At 70.8% G+C, this 19613-nt stretch carries 19 protein-coding genes; 5 read left to right on the top strand and 14 right to left on the bottom strand.

Annotation, left to right across the window (positions count from 1 at the left end; genetic code table 11):
* Window positions 1–69 precede the first annotated feature (69 nt).
* Window positions 70–270: a PspC domain-containing protein gene (locus ACFVDP_RS12070; RefSeq protein WP_383487222.1), complete on the top strand. Its 201-nt coding sequence runs from the start codon at window positions 70–72 to the stop codon at window positions 268–270.
* An 85-nt stretch (window positions 271–355) separates the two neighbouring features.
* Here the strand turns inward: ACFVDP_RS12070 and ACFVDP_RS12065 are convergent, their stop codons facing one another.
* Both ACFVDP_RS12065 and ACFVDP_RS12060 read right to left on the bottom strand, forming a co-directional pair.
* Window positions 356–706, bottom strand: coding sequence for an ATP-binding protein (locus tag ACFVDP_RS12065; RefSeq protein WP_383487219.1), 351 nt, complete (start codon window positions 704–706; stop codon window positions 356–358).
* A gap of 140 nt (window positions 707–846) precedes the next feature.
* The gene (locus ACFVDP_RS12060; protein ID WP_383487216.1) at window positions 847–1995 is read right to left on the bottom strand and encodes an adenosine deaminase; all 1149 of its coding nucleotides are present in this window, start codon (window positions 1993–1995) and stop codon (window positions 847–849) included.
* Window positions 1996–2140: 145 nt separating this feature from the next.
* Here ACFVDP_RS12060 and ACFVDP_RS12055 point away from each other — a divergent pair, with 145 nt between their 5' ends.
* On the top strand, window positions 2141–2899 hold the full coding sequence (locus tag ACFVDP_RS12055; RefSeq protein ID WP_383487214.1) for an alpha/beta hydrolase: 759 nt from the start codon (window positions 2141–2143) through the stop codon (window positions 2897–2899).
* On the opposite strand, the gene ACFVDP_RS12050 is transcribed toward ACFVDP_RS12055, so the two are convergent.
* Both ACFVDP_RS12050 and ACFVDP_RS12045 read right to left on the bottom strand, forming a co-directional pair.
* Window positions 2889–4007 carry a hypothetical protein gene (locus ACFVDP_RS12050; protein WP_383487211.1) on the bottom strand — a complete coding sequence of 373 codons (1119 nt, stop codon included), beginning with the start codon at window positions 4005–4007 and terminating at the stop codon, window positions 2889–2891. The genes ACFVDP_RS12055 and ACFVDP_RS12050 overlap by 11 nt on opposite strands.
* Window positions 4008–4127: 120 nt before the next feature.
* The gene (locus ACFVDP_RS12045; protein WP_383487208.1) at window positions 4128–5096 is read right to left on the bottom strand and encodes a LysR family transcriptional regulator; all 969 of its coding nucleotides are present in this window, start codon (window positions 5094–5096) and stop codon (window positions 4128–4130) included.
* A 62-nt stretch (window positions 5097–5158) separates the two neighbouring features.
* On the opposite strand from ACFVDP_RS12045, the gene ACFVDP_RS12040 reads away from it, so the two are divergent.
* Together ACFVDP_RS12040 and ACFVDP_RS12035 are read left to right on the top strand one after the other, a co-directional pair.
* Window positions 5159–6442 (top strand): MFS transporter, encoded by a 1284-nt coding sequence (locus tag ACFVDP_RS12040; protein WP_383487205.1) that lies wholly within the window; start codon window positions 5159–5161, stop codon window positions 6440–6442.
* A 158-nt stretch (window positions 6443–6600) separates the two neighbouring features.
* A complete protein-coding gene (locus tag ACFVDP_RS12035) occupies window positions 6601–7608 on the top strand; it encodes a sigma-70 family RNA polymerase sigma factor (protein WP_383487202.1) in 1008 nt (335 codons plus the stop codon).
* Here the strand turns inward: ACFVDP_RS12035 and ACFVDP_RS12030 are convergent.
* Entirely contained in the window at window positions 7489–7866 is a 378-nt protein-coding gene (locus ACFVDP_RS12030) for an STAS domain-containing protein (RefSeq protein WP_383487199.1), read from the bottom strand. The two genes, ACFVDP_RS12035 and ACFVDP_RS12030, sit on opposite strands and share 120 nt — an antisense overlap.
* Window positions 7867–8003: 137 nt before the next feature.
* On the opposite strand from ACFVDP_RS12030, the gene ACFVDP_RS12025 reads away from it, so the two are divergent.
* On the top strand, window positions 8004–8933 hold the full coding sequence (locus ACFVDP_RS12025; protein WP_383487196.1) for an AEC family transporter: 930 nt from the start codon (window positions 8004–8006) through the stop codon (window positions 8931–8933).
* Between the two features lies 1 nt (window position 8934).
* Here the strand turns inward: ACFVDP_RS12025 and ACFVDP_RS12020 are convergent, their stop codons facing one another.
* From ACFVDP_RS12020 to ACFVDP_RS11980, 9 genes are all read right to left on the bottom strand, one after another.
* Entirely contained in the window at window positions 8935–9516 is a 582-nt protein-coding gene (locus ACFVDP_RS12020; protein ID WP_383487193.1) for a Uma2 family endonuclease, read from the bottom strand.
* Window positions 9517–9611: 95 nt separating this feature from the next.
* On the bottom strand, window positions 9612–10889 hold the full coding sequence (locus ACFVDP_RS12015) for a thymidine phosphorylase (protein ID WP_383487191.1): 1278 nt from the start codon (window positions 10887–10889) through the stop codon (window positions 9612–9614).
* A 79-nt stretch (window positions 10890–10968) separates the two neighbouring features.
* Entirely contained in the window at window positions 10969–12189 is a 1221-nt protein-coding gene (locus ACFVDP_RS12010; RefSeq protein WP_383487188.1) for a beta-ketoacyl-[acyl-carrier-protein] synthase family protein, read from the bottom strand.
* 199 nt (window positions 12190–12388) lie between these two features.
* Complete coding sequence (locus ACFVDP_RS12005; protein WP_383487185.1) at window positions 12389–12781, bottom strand: cytidine deaminase; 393 nt, start codon at window positions 12779–12781, stop codon at window positions 12389–12391.
* Window positions 12778–14046 (bottom strand): ABC transporter permease, encoded by a 1269-nt coding sequence (locus ACFVDP_RS12000; protein WP_383487182.1) that lies wholly within the window; start codon window positions 14044–14046, stop codon window positions 12778–12780. The genes ACFVDP_RS12005 and ACFVDP_RS12000 overlap by 4 nt, the downstream gene beginning before the upstream one ends.
* Window positions 14043–15179 carry an ABC transporter permease gene (locus ACFVDP_RS11995; protein WP_383487367.1) on the bottom strand — a complete coding sequence of 379 codons (1137 nt, stop codon included), beginning with the start codon at window positions 15177–15179 and terminating at the stop codon, window positions 14043–14045. The genes ACFVDP_RS12000 and ACFVDP_RS11995 overlap by 4 nt, the downstream gene beginning before the upstream one ends.
* Before the next feature lie 5 nt (window positions 15180–15184).
* Window positions 15185–16774, bottom strand: a complete 1590-nt coding sequence (locus tag ACFVDP_RS11990) for an ABC transporter ATP-binding protein (RefSeq protein WP_383487179.1) — start codon at window positions 16772–16774, stop codon at window positions 15185–15187.
* A gap of 159 nt (window positions 16775–16933) precedes the next feature.
* Window positions 16934–17986, bottom strand: coding sequence for a BMP family protein (locus ACFVDP_RS11985; RefSeq protein WP_383487176.1), 1053 nt, complete (start codon window positions 17984–17986; stop codon window positions 16934–16936).
* A 235-nt stretch (window positions 17987–18221) separates the two neighbouring features.
* Window positions 18222–19280 (bottom strand): BMP family protein, encoded by a 1059-nt coding sequence (locus ACFVDP_RS11980; protein WP_383487173.1) that lies wholly within the window; start codon window positions 19278–19280, stop codon window positions 18222–18224.
* Window positions 19281–19613 lie beyond the last annotated feature (333 nt).

Below are 19613 nucleotides of genomic sequence, written 5' to 3'. Positions count from 1 at the left end.
TGTTGTCAGCACCTCACGACAGCACCTCAGGACAGCACCACTCGACCACGGTTCGCGAAGGAGCCTCTCATGACCGCCCTTGCCCGCCCCACCGAAGGACGGATGATCGGCGGAGTGTGCGCAGCGCTGGCACGGCGCTTCGGCACCTCCGCGACGACGATGCGCGTGATCTTCCTGGTCTCGTGCCTGCTGCCCGGGCCGCAGTTCCTGCTCTACATCGCGCTGTGGATCCTCTTCCCGGCCGAGAACAGGACCCGCCAGGCCTGGTGAGCGCCCGCACACCCGGCGACCACGGACACAGCACAGGGGCGCACCCGCGATCTCGCGGTTCCGCCCCTGTTCGTGCGTGACGGGATCAGCCGCCGAGGCCCGGAAGGCCACCGGCGAGGCCGCCGACCGGGAGGCCGCCGAGCAGGCCGGAGACCGGGTCGGCACCGTTGGCGGGGAGGACCGACGGGGCGGCCTTCTCGACCATGGGCGCGGCGGTGGCGAGGGTGCCCAGGGCGTTGTGCCCCGCGGCGAGGGACTCGGGGGCGCCGGGCAGCGTCTTGGTGAGCGACTCAGTGGGGAGGTTCTGAGTCACGGAGTCGAGCGTCGCGGTGGCGTCCGGCACACCCGGGGCGGCGTTCGCGGCACCCGCACCGGCGGCGGCGAAGGCAGCACCGAGAGCGGCGACACCGAGGGTCTTCACAGCAGACTGCTTCATCGTGAATGCGTCCTCTGACGTATGTCGTAGACAGGGCTTGAGCGGTCCACGACCGTAAACACGCCACAGAGGCGTCCGCAAACACCGGAAAGCGGCCGCGCGTCGGAATCCACGGCCGCTTCCCTGCTCGGCGAAATTCGCTACTCGGCGACAGAACCGCTGGTCGAGGCGGTCTGACGGAAGAGCCACTCGGATTTCAACTCGGCGTATCCGGGCTTGATGACGTCATTGATCATCGCCAGTCGTTCATCGAAAGGAATGAATGCTGACTTCATCGCATTGACGGAAAACCACTGCATGTCGTCGAGCGTGTACCCGAAAGCGTCGATCAGGTGCTCGAACTCGCGACTCATCGACGTGCCGGACATAAGTCGATTGTCCGTATTCACGGTGGCCCTGAAATGCAGCTTGCGCAGCAGGCCGATGGGGTGGCTCGCGTACGAGTCGGCCGCGCCCGTCTGGAGGTTGGACGTCGGGCACATCTCCAGCGGGATCCGCTTGTCGCGCACATAGCTCGCGAGGCGGCCGAGCTGGACCGTGCCGTCCTCGGCGACCTTGATGTCGTCGATGATGCGCACGCCGTGGCCGAGGCGGTCGGCGCCGCACCACTGGAGCGCCTGCCAGATCGAGGGCAGGCCGAAGGCCTCACCGGCGTGGATCGTGAAGTGGTTGTTCTCGCGCTTGAGGTACTCGAACGCGTCGAGGTGGCGGGTGGGAGGGAAGCCGGCCTCGGCGCCCGCGATGTCGAAGCCGACCACGCCCAGGTCGCGGTAGCGGTTGGCGAGTTCGGCGATCTCCAGCGCGCGGGCCGCGTGCCGCATCGCGGTGAGCAGGGCGCCCACCCGGATGCGGTGGCCGTTGGCCTTCGCTCGGCGCTCGCCCTCCCTGAAGCCCTCGTTGACCGCCTCGACGACCCCTTCGAGGGTGAGGCCCTGCTCCAGGTGCTGCTCGGGCGCGTACCGGATCTCGGCGTAGACGACGCCGTCCTCGGCGAGGTCCTCGGCGCACTCGGCGGCGACCCGGAACAGCGCCTCCTTGGTCTGCATGACGGCGCAGGTGTGGGCGAACGTCTCCAAGTACCGCTCCAGGGAACCGGAGTCGGCCGCCTCGCGGAACCAGCCGCCGAGCTTGTCGGGGTCGGTCTCCGGCAGGCTCTCGTACCCCTGCTCGCGGGCCAGGTCGACGACGGTGCCGGGGCGCAGGCCCCCGTCGAGGTGGTCGTGGAGGAGCACCTTGGGGGCGCGGCGGATCTGCTCCGCCGAGGGCGCGTTCTGTGTCTGGCTCGTCATTTCGGCACTCTAACTCCTACGCGCGTAGATCGCGCCGGGTAGATGCGAGTACGCGCCAGAAAGTGCGGAGAACGTGATCTGCCGATACGCAACAGTGACCCTGCGGACGGGTGGCGTACATCCGTGCTTCTGACACTGTTCTGTCATGCAGGAGCGAGCGACGCCGGCCCGCGAGGCCAGGCTCGGCAAGGCGGTGGGGCCGGTGCCCGGGGCGGTCGGCGGCGTGGTGCTGCTGCTGCCCTCGGGCGAGGAGACGTCCGGCCGCGGACCCTCGCCGCTGGCGGCGGCGCTGCTGCGGCCGCTGGCGCGCAGGCTCACGCGCGCGGGCCGCGAGCAGGGCCTGGTCACCCATGCCGTGCACTACCGGTTCCGGGGGTGGAACGGGCCGCAGGCCGAACTCGCGCGGGACGCCGAGTGGGCCGCCGAGGAGGTGGTGCGCCGCTACGGGGACGTGCCGATCTGTCTCGTGGGCCGGGACATGGGCGGGCGCGCGGCGCTGCACGCGGGCGGCCACGAAGCCGTCAACTCCGTGCTCGCGCTCGCCCCTTGGCTGCCCGAGGACGATGTCGCGGCACCGCCCGAACCGGTGAAACAGCTCGCGGGCCGCAGCGTGCTGATCGTGCACGGCACGGACGACCGGCGCACCGACCCGGAGTTGTCGTTCCGGCTCGCCGGGCGGGCGAAGAAGGCCAACCGGGACGTGTGCCGCTTCGAGGTGCACTCGGACGGCCACACCATGGCCCAGCACCGCTCCGAAGTCTCCGCACTGGCCGTGGACTTCACGCTGGGCACGCTCTTCGGCCACCCGTTCTCCCGCCCCCTCCAGGACGCGCTCGCGGCGCCGCCGCCGATCGGTCTGCGGATGCCGCTGGCCGCGGGGTTCGGGCGGACGCTCACGCACTAGGGCCGATCGGTGTCACCCATCCCGGGCCCTCTTCGAGCAGGGCGCCGAGGATCTGGGGGGTGTCCTTGCGCCCGGCGAGGACCAGCACGGTCCGGTCGCCGTCCACGCACTCGATGACGACGACAGACTCCCCTCTTCTGCCGGTCGAGAACGCGGGGTCACCGGTGAGGTGCTCGCGCACGCGACGCACCGCGAGGGTGTCCGGGAGCGGGGCGAGAGCGACGTGTCCCGTGGGATCGGGAGTGGCCACCAACGGCCCGTCCCCGACGACCAGATAGCAGTAGCCCGGCCTGTCGTAGGGCACGTCGCCGTGCACCGCCGCGGGCAGCACCCGCCGCCCGGCGGCCAGGGCCGGGACGATCTTCGCGATGCCCCGGCGCACCCGGCGCACCGACCACCGGCACAGCGCGGCGGACAGCGGCAGGGCCAGGACCGCGCCGAGGCCCACGATCTGCAGGCCCTCCTCCGCGCTGTCCCCCATCAGCACGAGCGGGAGGGCCAGGCAGGCGACGAGGATGCCCGCCACCAGGCCGGTGAAGGTCTCCCAGGAGTGGGGCGCGCCGCGCGGCGTGGGCCGGTACCGCTGCCACCACCACAGCCACAGCAGCCCGAACGCCACGGCGCCCGTGAGCACGGCGAACGCTCCGGGCAGCCGCCCGTCGTGGGCGGGGGACGTCCAGGTCTGTTGGGTGCTGCCGCCGTAACGGACCGCTCGGATGTCGCCCTTCCAGTAGACGACGGTGACACGGTCGCCGGGCCCCACTACGTCGTAGACCCGCCCGTGCGTGGTCATCCGCACCCGGTGCCCGGCTGTCGCCCGGCTTCCGCTGTCCCGCACAGTGAGGAAGTAGTGGGTGCTCTTGCCGCTGCGCTCGGAGTCCTTGTCCGTGACGGTCGCCGCCGCGGCGGTCGTGCAGGTGTCCGACCGGACCCCGGCGGGGCAGGGCTGCGCGGCGGCGTACGCCCGGTTGTCCTGGTCGGCGAGCGGTACGAGGGCGAACAGCACCCCCGACACCAGGGCGAGCAGCAGCCCTGCCCAGCCTGCCGCCCGTGGGCGGCGTGCCTGTTGTCCGGCTGCCCGGCTGCCGTCCCCTGTCCCGCCCACCATGCCGGTCGCCCCCTGCTGTTTTCGTCCCCCTGGCACACTCCGCCCCGCCCAGTCTCGTCCGCCAGGCAGACATCCGGCATCAAGGATCCGTACAGATTGCCGGACCCAGGCAGGACGGCCCTACTCCGTCTCCGCCTGCTCCGGCAGCAACCGCCCCCGCCGCGACAGCAGGAACTCCTTGAACGCGGCGACCGGAGGGGTGTCGGGGTGGCCGTCCAGCCAGGCCACACCGATCTCGCGGACCGCGCGCCCGCCACTGACCGTCAGCTCCACCACTCCCGGCCGGGGCACGGTCGGCGGCGGCAGGAGGGCGACGCCGAGGCCCGCCGCGACCAGGCCGCGCAGGGTCTCGGCCTCCTCGCCCTCGAACGCGACGCGGGGCTTGAACCCCGCCTCCGTACAGAGGTCGTCGAAAATGCGGCGCAGCCCGTAGCCGGGTTCGAGGGTGACGAACGTTTCGTCGGCGCACTCGGCGAGCCGGACGCGCTTGCGGGCGGCGAGCCGGTGGTCCTCGGGAACCACCAGCCGGAGCCGCTGCTCGTCGAGGCGGCGGGCGACGAGGTCGGGGGCGTCGGGCAGCGGCGAGGTCAGGCACAGGTCCAGCTCCCCCGTGCGCAGCCGCTCCAGCATCGCCTCGCCGTAGTTCTGTACGAGGCTGAAGCGGATCCGGGGATGCTCCGCGCGAAAGGCGCGGATCAGGCCGGGCACCGTCTCCACGCCCAGGGTGTGCAGGAACCCGAAGGCGACCTTGCCGGAGTCCGGGTCGGCGTCGGCGCGGACGGACTCGGCGGCCTTCTCCACCTCGGCGAGGGCCCGCTCGACGGAGGTGAGGAACGTACGGCCCGCCGGGGTCAGCGACACCGTGCGGCCGTGGCGGGCGAACAGGTCGACGCCCAGGTCCCGTTCGAGCCGCACCATCGCGCGCGAGAGGGTCGACTGGGGCACCTGTGTCTCCTGCGCGGCGCGCGTGACGTGCTCGGTGCGGGCCACCGCCGCGAAGTAGGAGAGCCGTGGCGCGAGCAGGGTGACGATGTCTTCCGTGTCACTGAGCGGCGATTCGCGCCGCGCTGACGTGTGCTCATGCTCCATGGGAACGATTATGGAGTGTTCATGCATTGGACGCATGAGTCGGACGGTCCTACGTTCATGACATGTCTCCTGCCAGTAGCCGGGCGGCCGTCACCCCCGCGGTCGCCGTCCCTTCGTCCCCCAGCGACACGCGTCTGGCCCCTGGCGGGCCCGGCTACCGCCGGATGAGCTTCGCCCTCTTCCTCGCCGGGGTCGCCACCTTCGCGCTGCTGTACTCCACGCAGGCCCTGCTCCCCCTGGTCTCCGCCGACTTCGGCGCGAGCGCGAGCGCGGCGAGCTGGACGGTGTCCGGGGCGACCTTCGCGCTCGCCGTGTGCGTACTGCCGCTGAGCGCGCTGTCGGAGCGGTTCGGGCGGCGCACGATGATGACGGCGTCGCTGGCGGTGGCGGTCTCGGTGGGGCTCCTCGTGCCGTTCGCGCCCAGCCTCGACGTGCTGGTCGCGCTGCGCGTGCTGCAGGGTGCGGCGCTCGCGGGCCTGCCCGCGTCGGCGATGGCGTACCTGGCGGAGGAGGTCCGGCCGAAGGCGCTGGTCACGGCGATCGGCCTGTTCGTGGCGGGCAATTCGATCGGCGGCATGAGCGGCCGCATCATCGGCGGCTGGATCGCGGAGGCGTGGGGCTGGCGGGTGGCCGTGGGCACCATCGGCGTCATCGCCGTCGCGTGCGCGCTCGCGTTCCGGGCGCTGCTGCCCGCGCCGCGCCACTTCACGGCGGGCTCGCTGCACCCGCGCGCCCTCGCGCGCACGGTCGGCGACCACCTCGCCAACCCGCTGCTGCGCCGCCTGTACGTGATCGGCGCGCTGTTCATGATGGTGTTCGGCGCGACCTACACGGTCATCGGCTACCGGCTCACGGAGGCGCCGTTCTCCCTGTCCCAGGGGCTCGTCGGCTCGATCTTCCTCGTGTACCTGGTGGGTACGGTCTCCTCGTCGACGGCCGGGAAGCTGGTCGGACGCCTCGGGCGGCGCGGCACGCTCTACCTGGCGGCGGGCACCACGGCGGCGGGCCTGGTCCTCGAACTCGTACCCCAACTCCTCGTCATGCTCATCGGGTTGGTGCTGATCACGGCGGGCTTCTTCGCGGGGCACGCCACGGCGTCGTCCTCGGTGAGCCACACCGCGACGCACGGCCGGGCGCAGGCCTCGGCGCTCTACCAGTCCGCGTACTACATCGGGTCGAGCGTCGGCTCGGCGGTGGGCGCCCTGGCGTTCCACGCGGCGGGCTGGGACGGCACGGTGGGGCTCGGCTTCGCCGCGGTGCTCGGTGTCGTCGCGCTGACCGTGTGGGGGACGTACGCGGCCCGGACGCGGCGCGGGCACGGCGGCGTGCCGGTCTCCGCGCACTGACCGTTCGCCCCACCGTCCCCTCCCCTCCCCCGACTCTCGCCTACGGCCCCCGGACCTGCGCTTTTCGCCGGTCCGGGGGCCGTTGTCAGTGGGCTGCGGTAGCTTGCGAAGTGCTGGGGATGTGCTGCCGATCACAGCCGCGATGGGGGCGTTGGACGATGAGTGACACCGCGACGAGGGCCGGCCTCGACGACCTGGAGAAATACCGGGTCGAGCTGACCGGGTACTGCTATCGGATGCTGGGCTCGGCGTTCGAGGCCGAGGACGCCGTGCAGGACACGATGGTCCGCGCCTGGCGCAGCTTCGCCACCTTCGAGGGCCGCTCCAGCCTGCGCTCCTGGCTGTACCGCATCGCGACGAACGTGTGCCTGGACTCGCTGAACGCGGGCAACAAGCGGGCCCGCCCGATGGACCTGACGGCGGCGGCCCCGCTCGCCCAGGCCGCGCTCACCCCCCGTCCCGACAATGTGTGGCTGGAGCCCATGCCCGACGCCCGCGTCCTGCCGACCGTCCACGACCCGGCGGAGGCGGCGGTGGCGCGCGAGTCGGTACGGCTCGCGTTCGTGGCGGCCCTTCAGCAACTGCCGTCGAAGCAGCGGGCGGTGCTGATCCTGCGCGAGGTCCTGGCGTGGAAGGCCAGCGAGGTCGCCGAGCTGCTCGACACCTCGGTGGCGTCGGTGAACAGCGCGCTCCAGCGGGCGCGGGCCACGCTCGCGCAGGCGCCCCCGGCGGACTCGGCGACGGCGGACCCGCTGGACGAGGAGCAGCAGAAGCTCCTGGAGCGCTATGTGTCGGCCTTCGAGGGCTACGACATGAAGGCGCTCACCGAGCTGCTGGCCGAGGACGCGGTCATGACGATGCCGCCGTTCGACCTGTGGCTGCGCGGCACGGACGACATCACGGGCTTCATGCTCACGCTGGGCCACGAGTGCGAGGGCTCGCGCCTGCTGCCGGTGTCGGCGAACGGGACACCGGCGTTCGCCCACTACAAGCCCGACCCGGACACCGGCGGGTTCAAGCCCTGGGCGATCCAGGTCCTGGAGATCTCAGAAGGCCGGATCGTCGGCTTCCACTGCTTCCTGGACCTCGCCGAGCGGTGGTTCCCGCTGTTCGGCGTCCCCGATCGGCTGGACGCCCAGGGCGTCCCCCAGCCCGGTCAGCCCTAGCAGCAGGGCGAGTTGAGGGGACGGATCGCGCAGCCTGATCCGTCCGCCGGCCCGCCGGGCGGCGAGCTGCATCCGGGCGAGCGCGTCGACGGTGCCGAAGTCGGCGGCGGTGACACCCGAGACGTCGCACACGATGTCCCGGCCGTCCGTGCCGTCGCCCGGGTGGGCGGCGCGGACGCGTGCGCACAGCCCGGGCACGTCGGCGGGGCGGATCGGCCCGGCGACGACCACGACGGAAGGAGAGGAGTAGGCAGCCACGGAAGTCGAGACCGGACGGCGGGCCGGAATTCATCGGCAGCGGGCACCCGGCTGCGGCGCGGCCCCGGCGTGGGCTGGGTCACGTTGATCAGAATCAACGTTGACCTGCGGTTCTTCCGCGTCCGAGGGTGGAGTACGTGCAGGGGGTACTCAATGGATTCGCGGTCATCGCGATCGTCATCGCGGTCGGTTACGTCATCGGCCGGCGCGGCTATCTGGGCGACGGCGGCCGGGAGGTCCTGACCAGGCTGGCGTTCCATGTGGCCACTCCGGCCCTGCTCTTCACGATGCTGGCGAAGGCCGATCTGTCGCTGATCCTGTCGCCGAGCCTGCTGGTGACGGCGCTCTCCACGGCGGCGACGGCCGGGGTCTTCATCGCGGTGGGTGTCGTACGCGGCTGGGGCGTGGGCCGCACCACGATCGGCGCGCTCTGCTCTTCGTACGTGAACTCGGGGAATCTCGGCATCCCGATCGCCGTGTACGTCCTCGGGGACGCCTCGCTCGTCGCGCCGGTGCTGCTCTTCCAGCAGCTGTTCGTGACGCCGGTGGCGCTGACGGTCCTCGATCTGGCGGAGGCGTCGTCGGGGGCCCGACTGTCGTGGGCGCAGCGGCTGTTGACCCCGTTCCGCAATCCCATCGCGATCGGCTCGCTGTCCGGGGTGCTGGTCTCGGCGACGGGCTGGACGGTGCCCTCGCCCGTCTTCGACCCGCTGGAACTGATCGCGAACATGTCGGTGCCGGCGATCCTGATCGCGTTCGGCATCTCGCTGTGCGGGAGTTCGTGGCCGGGCGGCCGGGGCGCGGACCGGGTGCCGGTGCTGCTGTCGACGGCGCTGAAGTCGGTGGGCCAGCCGGTGGCGGCCTGGGCGCTGGCGACGTCGCTCTTCGGGCTGCACGGGGCGCGGCTGCTGGACGTCGTGGTGACGTCGGCGCTTCCCGCGGCGCAGAACCTGTTCACGTACGCGAGCCGGTACCGGGTGGGCGAGCGTCTGGCCCGGGAGTCGATCCTGCTGTCGACGATGGTGGCGGTGCCGGTGCTTGTGGTGGTTGCGGCGTTGTTGGGGTGACTCAGCTCTTGGGGAACTCCCCTGTGTCGATGGTCAGGTCGAAGGGGGCGGGCAGTGTGATGGCGTCGCCGAACTTCACGGTTGCCAGAGCGCGATAGGTGTCGCCCTGCGGCTCGCCGTACAGCGTGACGGTCGGACCGTCCGGGGCCCAGGGGTCGACGAGAAGGTAGAGAGGGATGCCTGCGGCAGCGTAGGCGGCGCACTTGGTGATGCGGTCGTGGCGGGCATTTGGCCTGGAGGTGACCTCGACGACGAGTTCGGCGAGGCCCGCCGGGATGTACGAGGGAGTCTCCTCTTCCAGGACGGGCGCCACGAGCAGATCCGGGATGAACATGCCCAACCTGGACGGCATCGCGATGGCCAGGGTCTGAAAGACCTCGAAGTCCTTGGGGAGCATCCCGTAGAGGCGGCGCTGGATGCGCGCCGCGATCAGGTTGTGGCGATACACGGGAGTGGGTGACACGGTGACGATCCCCTCGATGATCTCCACCTTGCTGCCCTCGGGCCACTCCGACTCCGCCCAGAACCGGACGAGGTCGTCCCAGCTCTGCTCGGAGTCGTGGCTGACGGCGAGTGCGCTCATGGCGGTGCTCCAATCGGTCGTCACCGATACCAGCATGCCGAACGGGACCAGCGATGGTCCACCGGTCCCGTTCACCCGAATGGGAAAACCGCAGGTCAGCCGATACGTTCCAGCACGATCGGCCCCGCCGAGAACGCCGTGCCGGCCGGCGCGACGTCGTACGACCCCTCCAGCGCCTCCAGCGCGTACGCGAACCGCTCGGGGGTGTCGGTGTGCAGGGTCATCAGGACCTGGCCGGCGAAGACGGAGTCGCCGGGCTTGGCGTGGAGTTCGACGCCGGCGGCGGCCTGCACCGGGTCCTCCTTGCGGGCGCGGCCCGCGCCGAGGCGCCAGGCGGCGAGGCCCACCGAGAGGGCGTCGAGGCGGGTGAGGACGCCCGAGGAGGCGGCCGTGACGACATGGGTCTCGCGGGCCGTGGGCAGCGCCGCGGCCGGGTCGCCGCCCTGCGCCGCGATCATGCGCCGCCAGGCGTCCATCGCGGAGCCGTCGGCGAGCGCCTTCGCCGGGTCGGCGTCCTTGAGGCCCGCCGCGTCGAGCATCTCGCGGGCCAGCGCGAGGGTCAGCTCGACGACGTCGGCGGGGCCGCCGCCCGCGAGGACCTCGACGGACTCGCGCACTTCGAGCGCGTTGCCCGCCGTCAGGCCGAGCGGGGTGTTCATGTCGGTGACGAGCGCGACGGTCGGCAGCCCGTGGTCGGTGCCCAACCCGACCATGGTGCGCGCCAGTTCACGGGCCTGGTCCAGCTCGCGCATGAACGCGCCGGTGCCCACCTTCACGTCCAGGACCAGCGAGCCCGTCCCCTCCGCGATCTTCTTCGACATGATCGAGGAGGCGATGAGGGGTATGCAGTCCACGGTCGCGGTGACGTCGCGCAGCGCGTAGAGCTTCTTGTCCGCCGGGGCCAGGCCGCTGCCCGGTGCGCAGATGACCGCGCCGACGTCCTCCAGGGTGCGCATCATCTCCTCGTTGGTGATGTCCGCGCGCCAGCCGGGGATCGACTCCAGCTTGTCGAGGGTGCCGCCGGTGTGGCCGAGGCCGCGCCCGGAGAGCTGCGGCACGGCGGCGCCGCACGCGGCGACCAGCGGCGCGAGCGGCAGCGTGATCTTGTCGCCGATACCGCCCGTGGAGTGCTTGTCGGTCGCCGGGCGGGTCAGCACCGAGAAGTCCATCCGCTCCCCGGAGTCGATCATCGCGGCGGTCCACCGGGCGATCTCCGCGCGGTCCATGCCGTTGAGGAAGATCGCCATGGCGAGCGCCGACATCTGCTCGTCGGCGACCGCGCCGCGCGTGTACGCGTCGACGACCCAGTCGATCTGCTCGTCACTCAGCCGGCCCCGGTCCCGCTTCGTACGGATGACGGAGATGACGTCCATGGCACTTCCTTCCAGGGGCCGCTACAGGTGACCGAACTGACTCTACGCGCATAGATGCGGGGCGGGAAGAGCGCTGGGCTCAGTGGTCCGCGGTGAGCACGAGACTGACGTTGTGCCCGCCGAATCCGAAGGAGTTGGCGAGGGCGGCGTCCCAGCGGCCGGTGCGGTTCTCGCCGCGGACGATGTCGAGATCGACCTGCGGGTCCAGGTCGTCGAGGTTGCGCACGGCCGGGGCGATGCCGTCCCGGAGGGTGAGCAGCGCGGACAGGGCGCCGAGCGCTCCCGAGGCGCCGAGCATGTGCCCGGTCATCGACTTGGTGGCGCCGACCGGGGCGTGGTCGCCGATCGCCTGCCGTACGGCCGCCGCCTCGGCGAGGTCGCCGGACGGGGTGGAGGTCGCGTGGGCGTGCACATGGCCGATGTCGCGCGGGCTCAACCCGGCGTCCCGCAGCGCGAGTTCGATGGCGGCGACCTGGCCCTCGGTGTCCGAGGCCGTGATGTGGCCGGCGCTGGAGCCGACCGCGGCCCCGGCCAGCGTGCCGAGGACGCGGGCGCCGCGGGCCCGGGCGAATCCGGCCCGTTCCAGGACCAGGACGCAGCCGCCCTCGCTCATCACGAAGCCGCTTCGGGCGGTGTCGAAGGGGCGGGAGACCGACTCGGGGTCGTCGGACCGCGGCGACAGCGCCTTCATCTGCGCGAAGGCGGCCAGCGTGAAGGGGTGCAGGCACGCCTCCACTCCCCCGGCGACGACGACGTCGGCGCGGCCCGCCCGGATCAGGTCCAGGCCCATCGCGAGGGCTTCCGCGCCCGAGGCGCAGGCGCTGACCGGGGTGCGGGCACCGCCCTTGGCGCCGAGCTCCATGCTGACCCAGGCGGCGGGCCCGTTGGGCATGAGCATCGGCACGGTGTGCGGGGAGAGCCTGCGGGCCCCGGACCGCTCGAAGACGTCGTCCTGCCCGAGCGTGGTGAGGACGCCGCCGGTGCCGGTGCCGATCACGACGGCGACCCGTACGGGGTCGGCCCCGGGCGCGCCCGCGTCCCGCCAGGCCTCGCGGGCGGCGATCAGCGCGATCTGCTCGACGCGGTCCAGCTTGCGGGCCTCGACCCGGGACAGCTGCGCGGCCGGGTCCTGGGCGAGCGGCGCGGCGACGTGCACCGGCAGCTCCTCGGCCCATTCCTCGGCCAGGGCGCGCACCCCGGACTTCCCCGCCAGCAGCGCGGCCCAGGTCGCCGCGGCGTCGCCGCCCACGGGGGTCGTCGCTCCGGCACCGGTCACCAGCACCGCTTCGTTCTCGGACATCCCGGCCTTCTCCCTTATAGGTAGTTGACAAGACGAATCGCGATCTCCTCTGAGCCCATCACGGCGAGCTGCCCGCCAAGAAGCCCGGGAGGTGAGCGATTCGGCCCGCGCACCTTGTGGGAGTTCTACAAGAAGTAGCCGTACGCGAACGGCCGCCCCTCCCGAAGGAGGAGCGGCCGCAAGTCGTGGCGCGAGACGGTCAGTCGAGGTGTTCCGGGCCGAACGCGTCGGGCAGCATCTCGCCCAGGGGGCGCACCCCGGCGGACGTCTCCAGAAGGAGGCCGGCGCCGCCGAACTCGTACAGCAGCTGGCGGCAGCGGCCGCACGGCATCAGGATCTCGCCCTTGCCGTCCACGCACGTGAAGTGCGTGAGGCGGCCGCCGCCCGTCGCGGCGAGCTGCGAGACGAGGCCGCACTCGGCGCACAGGCCGAGACCGTACGACGCGTTCTCGACGTTGCAGCCGGTGACGGTGCGGCCGTCGTCGACGCGGGCCGCCGCGCCGACCGGGAAGCCCGAGTACGGGGCGTACGCGCGGGACATGGCCTCGCGGGCCGCCTGGCGCAGTTCCTCCCAGTCGGCTTCCGTCGTCACGTGCCCTGGCCCTTCCGGTACGGCTGGCCGTCCGCCTTCGGCATGCGCAGGCGCTGCGCCGAGAAGGACAGGACGAGCAGCGTGACGATGTACGGGGTCGCCGTGACGAGCTGGGTCGGCACGTCGTCCGTGGTGGCGTACCAGACTGCCGTGCCGACGGCGACGACCGCGCAGACCGCGCCGGCGACGTACTTCTTCCGCACCAGCATCCAGACCGCACCGATCACCAGGAGCAGGGCGACGAGGAGCAGCAGCGCGTGCACGTTCTCCGTGCCGCCGCGCAGCTTGAGGCTGTCGGTGTAGCCGAACAGGCCGGCGCCGAGGGCGAGTCCGCCCGGCATCCAGTTGCCGAAGATCATCGCGGCGAGGCCGATGTAGCCCTTACCGGCGGTCTGGCCCTCCAGGTAGAAGGGGTTGGCGACGATCGACAGGAACGCGCCGCCGAGGCCCGCGAGACCGCCCGAGATGATCACGGCGATGTACTTGTACTTGATGACGTTCACGCCGAGCGATTCGGCCGCGACCGGGTTCTCGCCGCAGGAGCGCAGGCGCAGGCCGAACGAGGTGCGCCACAGGACCCACCAGGTGAACGGGATGAGCGCGACGGCGATGATCGTCAGCGGGGACAGGTCCGTGACCAGACCGCCCAGCAGGCCGGCGATGTCCGAGATCAGGAACCAGTGTTTCTCGTTCAGGGTCGTCAGCCAGTCGGAGAGACCCGGGACGGTGATCGTGCCGAGCGAGTCGACCGGCGGGGACTGCTTGGTGGTGCCGCCCTCGACGCCCTCGAACGTGAAGTTGGAGAGGTAGCGGGTGACGCCGAGCGCGAGGATGTTGATGGCCACACCGGAGACGATGTGGTTCACGTTGAAGGTGACCGTGACGACCGCGTGCAGCAGGCCGCCGATGGCGCCGCCGATGATGCCGGCGAGGATGCCGACCCACGGGCCCCACTGGTAGCCGGCCCAGGCACCGAACCAGGTGCCGAGGATCAGCATGCCTTCGAGGCCGATGTTGACCACGCCCGCGCGCTCGGCCCACAGACCGCCGAGACCGGCGAGGCCGATCGGCACGGCGAGCTGGAGGGCCGTCGCCATCTGGCTGACGTTCGTGATGCCGTCCGCGTCGGTGATCAGCCGGACCAGGGAGGTCAGCGCCAGGACCCCGGCGATGACGATCATCGTGACGGGGAGGGACATTCTGCGGCGGCCGCCGGGTGCGGGCTGCGACGCGGGCTTCTTGTCGAGGACCGTAGCCGTGCTCATCGGGCAGCCACCTCCTTCTTGGTGTCGTTGGTGCCGTCGGTGGTGGGCTGCGCGAGCGCGGTGCCGAGCTCGATGCCGACCCGGCGCTGCTGGCGGCGCTGCCCCCAGACGCGTACGGACTCGTAGGAGACGACCACGGCGATCACGATGATCCCCTGCATGATCGTCGCGATCTCCTTGTCGTAGCCCTCGAAGTCGAGCTGCTGCGAGGCCTTGTCGAGCCAGGCGATCAGGAGGGACGCGAAGGCGATGCCGACCGGGCTGTTGCGGCCGAGCAGGGCGATCGTGATGCCGGTGAAGCCGATGGTGGTCGGGAAGGTGAGGCTGTAGGTGTGCGCCTCGCCGAGCAGCAGCGGCATGCCGGCCAGGCCGGCGAGGCCGCCGGAGACCAGCATCGCGGTGAGCACCATGCGCTTGGCGTCGACGCCGGAGGCGGCCGCGGCCGACTCGGAGGAGCCGGTGGCGCGCAGGTCGAAGCCGAAGCGGGTGCGGTTGAGCACGAACCAGTAGACGACGCCGAGCAGCGCGGCGATGACCACGAAGCCGTAGATCTCGCCCGAGGCGCCCATGTTGATGCCGGGGAACCAGCCGGACTCGTGCATGGTGCCGGTCGTCTTGTTGTTGCCGACCTGCACGCCGAAGATGTCGGGCAGGTAGAGGTAGCCGATCAGGCCGGACGCGATCGAGTTCAGCATGATCGTCGCGACGACCTCGCTGACGCCGCGCGTGACCTTCAGGATGCCCGCGATACCGGCCCACATGGCGCCGGTGAGCATCGCGACGATGATCAGCATCGGCAGCTGGAGGGCGGCGGGCAGCGCCACCTTCGCGCCGACGATGGCGGCGACCATCGCGGCGAGCCGGTACTGGCCGTCGACGCCGATGTTGAACAGGTTCATCCGGAAGCCGATGGCCACCGCGAGGGCGGCCAGGTAGTACATGGCCGCCTGGTTGATGATCAGGACCTGTACGTCGGAGTACGTGGCCTGCGTGAACATGATCGTGTACGGCTGGAACGGGCTCTTGCCCGACAGCACCAGCACGATCGAGGTCAGGACGACCGACGTCACCAGGGCGATGACCGGACCGGCCGCCCCGAGGAGCAGCCGCTCCTTGTCGAACGTGTTCTTCATGGCCATCAGGACTGGTCCTCCGGCTGACGGGTCGCCGGGGCTTCGGCGTCTTCGCTTACGTGTTCCAGGTGGCCGGAGGCCGCGCCGGTCATCGCCGAACCCAGCTCCTCCGGCGTGATGGTGGCCGGGTCGGCGTCGGCGACGAGCCTGCCGCGGTAGATCACGCGGAGGGTGTCGGAGAGGCCGATCAGCTCGTCGAGGTCGGCGGAGATCAGCAGCACCGCGAGTCCTTCGCGGCGGGCCTCGCGGATCTGGTCCCAGATCTGGGCCTGCGCGCCGACGTCCACGCCGCGCGTGGGGTGGGCGGCGATGAGGAAGCGCGGGTTGTGGCTCATCTCGCGGCCGACGATCAGCTTCTGCTGGTTGCCGCCGGACAGCGAGGCGGCGGTGACGTCGATGCCGGGGGTGCGCACGTCGTACTCCTCGACGATGCGCCGGGTGTCGGCCTGGGCGGCCTTGATGTCGAGCAGCACGCCGCGCGCGTTGGGCTTCTCGGTGACGTGGCCGAGGATCCGGTTCTCCCACAGCGGGGACTCCAGGAGGAGTCCGTGGCGGTGGCGGTCCTCGGGGATGTACCCGACGCCCCCCTCGCGGCGCTTGCGGGTGGACCACGCGGTGATCTCGTCGGTCTCCAGCGCGATGGTGCCGGAGTCGGCGTGCTTGAGGCCGATGATCGCGTCGATCAGCTCGGTCTGGCCGTTGCCCTCGACGCCCGCGAGGCCGAGGACCTCACCGGCGTGGATGGTGAAGGAGATGTCGTCGAGCAGCGGACGGCCGCCCTCGGCGTCCAGGCGCAGGTCCTTGACGGTGAGCACCGGGCGGTCGGTGACCGTGGACTCGGAGGTCTCCGGGGTCGGCAGTTCGGAGCCGACCATCAGCTCGGCGAGCTGGCGCGGGGTGGTCTCGGCGGGGACGGCGGTGCCGACCGTGGTGCCGCGCCGGATGACGGTGATCTCGTCGGCCACGGAGAGCACTTCGCCGAGCTTGTGCGAGATGAAGATGACGGACAGGCCCTCGGCCTTGAGCTCGCGCAGGTTGTCGAAGAGCGCGTCGACCTCCTGCGGCACGAGCACGGCGGTCGGCTCGTCCAGGATCAGCGTGGTGGCGCCGCGGTAGAGGACCTTGAGGATCTCCACGCGCTGGCGGTCGGCGACGCCGAGGTCCTCGACGAGGACGTCCGGGCGCACGCCGAGGCCGTAGCGCTCGGATATCTCCAGGATCTTCTTCCGGGCCTTCGCCCCGATCCCGTACAGCTTCTCGCTGCCGAGCGCCACGTTCTCCAGGACCGTGAGGTTGTCGGCGAGCATGAAGTGCTGGTGCACCATGCCGATGCCGCGCGCGATGGCGTCGGCGGGCGAGGCGTACGAGACGGTCTGGCCGTCGATGGCGATGGTGCCCTCGTCCGGCTTCTGCATGCCGTAGAGGATCTTCATCAGCGTCGACTTGCCCGCACCGTTCTCCCCGACCAGGGCGTGCACGGTGCCCTTGTGGACGGTGAGGTGGATGTCGTGGTTGGCGACGACGCCGGGGAAGCGTTTGGTGATGCCGGTCAGTTCGACGGCCGGCGGGCTGCTGGACGCGTTGATGGCGCACACTCCTGTGGAATGGACAGGGGGCTGCCGACGCCTGTTGCTACGCGCGTAGAGCCCCTACGGCACTGCGAGTTGGGCACAATCCGGACAAACGGGGTGAGGGAAGGCGCCGTTCTCAGCCTCCCCGCACCCCGTTCCCCGGATGTGTCCCGCTGGTTACGGCTACTTGCTGTTGACCTTGATCTCGCCGCTGACGATCTTCTCCTGGGCAGTCTTGAGAGCCTTCTGCAGGTCCGCGTTGCCCGCGAACTCCGGGTTCGAGCCGGCCAGGGCGACCTCGCCGGACTTGAGGTCACCGGTGATGACACCGGTCTCGGGCTTGCCATCCTGGACCGACTTCGCCAGGTTGTACACGGCCTTGGCGACGTCCTTCGTCGCCGAGGTCAGGATGTACTTCTTGTACTTGGCGAGGGCTTCCTGCTTGTACTGGTCGGAGTCGACACCGATCGCCCACACCTTGTGCTCGGCGGCGGCCTGGATGACGCCCTGACCGGACAGGCCGGCCGCGTGGTAGACCACGTCGGCGCCCTTGTCGATCTGGCCCTCGGCGGCGGTCTTGCCCTTGTCGGGGCTGGAGAAGCCGCCGTCGGCCGCGGTCTCGGTCAGGAACTGCGAGACGACCTTGGCCTTCTTGTTGGTGTCCTTGACGCCCTGCTCGAAGCCGGCCTCGAACTTGTGGATGAGCGGCACGTCCACACCGCCGACGAAGCCCACGACGTTCGACTTGGTGGCCTTGGCGGCGGTGACGCCCGCCAGGTAGGAGGCCTCCTGCTCGCTGAAGACGAGGTCCGCGACGTTCTTCTCCTGGACCGTCGAGTCGTCGACGATGCCGAAGGTGACGTTCGGGTACTTCTTCGCGGCTTCCTTGACGGCCGGCGCGTAGGCGTAGCCGATGCCGACGATGGGGTTGTAGCCCTGCTTGGCGAGGGCGACCAGGCGCGCGGTCTTGTCGGCGTCGGACTCGCCGTCGCTCGGCTCGACGTCGGTACCCTTGTAGCCGAAGGCCTTCTCGGACTGCTTCAGGCCCTCGTACGCGGCGTCGTTGAAGGACTGGTCACCCTTGCCGCCGACGTCGTAGGAGATGGCGAGACCCTTGGACTTGCCGCCGTCGCTCTGCTTCGAGGCGTCGGAGGACGTGCCGCCGCAAGCGGCGAGCGACCCGGCGAGGGCGATGGTCGCGGTGCCTGCGAGAGCTATTCGGGAAACGCGGCGCATGGGGTGAGCTCCTTCGTACCTGCACCGACGGCGTTCCGGACGGCGCTGACTTCGCCGCAGATTAACGCGCGTAGACAGAACATAAAACCCCCTTCTCCCCACTGTTATCGGGCTGTACTGAAAGCCTTAAGTCGGGCACGGTGGCGCGTGGTGGATCCGATGCGTCCGCGACGCAGCAAAGCGGGGCGCCGACCGGTCGAACCGGCCCGCGCCCCGCCCGTGAACCCGAGGGCCGCTACTTCGTCGCGACGGTGATCTTTCCGTCGACGATGTCCTGCTTGGCCTTGGCGACCGCGTCCGCGAGACCGGCGATGGACTTGAACTTGGGGTTGGTGTCGGTGATGCCGACGCCGCCCTGCTTCAGGTCGAACCGGGTGACGCCGGACAGCGGCTTGCCGTCCTTCACCGACTTGGCGAGCTTGTAGACCGCGCCGCCGACGTCCTTGGTGGCCGAGGTGAGGATGTAGTCCTTGTACTTGGCCAGGGCTTCCTGCTCGTACTGGTCGGAGTCCACGCCGATCGCCCACACCTTGTGCTCGGCGGCGGCCTGGATGACGCCCTGACCGGACAGGCCGGCCGCGTGGTAGACCACGTCGGCGCCCTTCTCGATCTGACCCTCGGCGGCGGTCTTGCCCTTGTCCGGGCTGGAGAAGCCGCCCTCCGCCGCGGTCTCGGTCAGGTACTGGGGGATCACCTTGATCTTGCTGTTGGTGTCCTTGACGCCCTGCTCGAAGCCCGCGCCGAACTTGTGGATCAGCGGCACGTCCACACCGCCGACGAAGCCGACCACGTCCGACTTGGTGGCCTTGGCGGCGGCGACGCCCGCCAGGTAGGACGCCTGCTCCTCGCTGAAGACGAGGTCCGCGACGTTCTTCGCGCTGATGGTGGAGTCGTCGACGATGCCGAAGGAGACCTTGGGGTACTTCGCCGCGGCGGCCTTGACGGCGGGCGCGTAGGCGAAGCCGACCCCGATGACGGGGTTGTAGCCCTGCTTGGCCATCGACTCCAGGCGGGCGATCTTGTCGGCGTCGGACTCGCCGTCGTTCGGCTCCAGGTCCGTGCTCTTGTAGCCGAACTCGTCGGAGGCCTTCTTCATGCCCGCGTACGCGGCGTCGTTGAAGGACTGGTCACCCTTGCCGCCGACGTCATAGGCGAGGCCGATGCCGAGGTTCTTGCTCTTCCCCTCGGAGGCCGCCTTGTCCCCGCTGGTGCCGCCGCAGGCGGTGGCGGCGAGGGCGAGACCGGTGACGACCACGGCGGTCCGCGTGAGCCGGGACGTACGAGTACGACGCATGATGGGCTGCTCCTTCGTCAACACGCCGCGAAGGGCGTTGAGTTCGGCGGAGCGTAACGCGCGTAGAAGGGGCGGGGAACCCGGTTGGGCTCCGCCGTTATCGGATCGTGGCGGGGGTGGGTTACATCTGGGTGTCGGGGGGTGACGCCGGGGACGTACGGGGGCATTTCGGAGGGTGTTCGGGTGCGGCTTTCGTCGTGGCTGGTCGCGCAGTTCCCCGCGCCCCTGGGGTTGCCTCTCGCCCGCGGGCCGGTGGCCGCTTCTCGCGCAGTTCCCCGCGCCCCTGAGGCGAGCTTCGCTCGCCCAGGGAAGGCGCGCGAAGCGCTGCCTTCA

Origin of the sequence: Streptomyces sp. NPDC057694, assembly GCF_042799415.1 — a bacterium.
Taxonomy (GTDB): domain Bacteria; phylum Actinomycetota; class Actinomycetes; order Streptomycetales; family Streptomycetaceae; genus Streptomyces.
This window is presented reverse-complemented; position numbering and strand designations above follow the sequence as displayed.

Excerpts from the sequence above, each read along its gene's own strand:
- ACFVDP_RS12055 (WP_383487214.1), top strand. The coding sequence starts at position 2,141 with ATGCAGGAGCGAGCGACGCCGGCCCGCGAGGCCAGGCTCGGCAAGGCG.
- ACFVDP_RS12010 (WP_383487188.1), bottom strand. The coding sequence starts at position 12,189 with ATGTCCGAGAACGAAGCGGTGCTGGTGACCGGTGCCGGAGCGACGACC.
- ACFVDP_RS12035 (WP_383487202.1), top strand. The coding sequence starts at position 6,601 with ATGAGTGACACCGCGACGAGGGCCGGCCTCGACGACCTGGAGAAATAC.
- ACFVDP_RS12060 (WP_383487216.1), bottom strand. The coding sequence starts at position 1,995 with ATGACGAGCCAGACACAGAACGCGCCCTCGGCGGAGCAGATCCGCCGC.
- ACFVDP_RS12050 (WP_383487211.1), bottom strand. The coding sequence starts at position 4,007 with ATGGTGGGCGGGACAGGGGACGGCAGCCGGGCAGCCGGACAACAGGCA.
- ACFVDP_RS12045 (WP_383487208.1), bottom strand. The coding sequence starts at position 5,096 with ATGGAGCATGAGCACACGTCAGCGCGGCGCGAATCGCCGCTCAGTGAC.
- ACFVDP_RS12040 (WP_383487205.1), top strand. The coding sequence starts at position 5,159 with ATGTCTCCTGCCAGTAGCCGGGCGGCCGTCACCCCCGCGGTCGCCGTC.
- ACFVDP_RS12000 (WP_383487182.1), bottom strand. The coding sequence starts at position 14,046 with ATGAGCACGGCTACGGTCCTCGACAAGAAGCCCGCGTCGCAGCCCGCA.
- ACFVDP_RS11980 (WP_383487173.1), bottom strand. The coding sequence starts at position 19,280 with ATGCGTCGTACTCGTACGTCCCGGCTCACGCGGACCGCCGTGGTCGTC.
- ACFVDP_RS11985 (WP_383487176.1), bottom strand. The coding sequence starts at position 17,986 with ATGCGCCGCGTTTCCCGAATAGCTCTCGCAGGCACCGCGACCATCGCC.
- ACFVDP_RS12020 (WP_383487193.1), bottom strand. The coding sequence starts at position 9,516 with ATGAGCGCACTCGCCGTCAGCCACGACTCCGAGCAGAGCTGGGACGAC.
- ACFVDP_RS12065 (WP_383487219.1), bottom strand. The coding sequence starts at position 706 with ATGAAGCAGTCTGCTGTGAAGACCCTCGGTGTCGCCGCTCTCGGTGCT.
- ACFVDP_RS12070 (WP_383487222.1), top strand. The coding sequence starts at position 70 with ATGACCGCCCTTGCCCGCCCCACCGAAGGACGGATGATCGGCGGAGTG.
- ACFVDP_RS12015 (WP_383487191.1), bottom strand. The coding sequence starts at position 10,889 with ATGGACGTCATCTCCGTCATCCGTACGAAGCGGGACCGGGGCCGGCTG.
- ACFVDP_RS11995 (WP_383487367.1), bottom strand. The coding sequence starts at position 15,179 with ATGAAGAACACGTTCGACAAGGAGCGGCTGCTCCTCGGGGCGGCCGGT.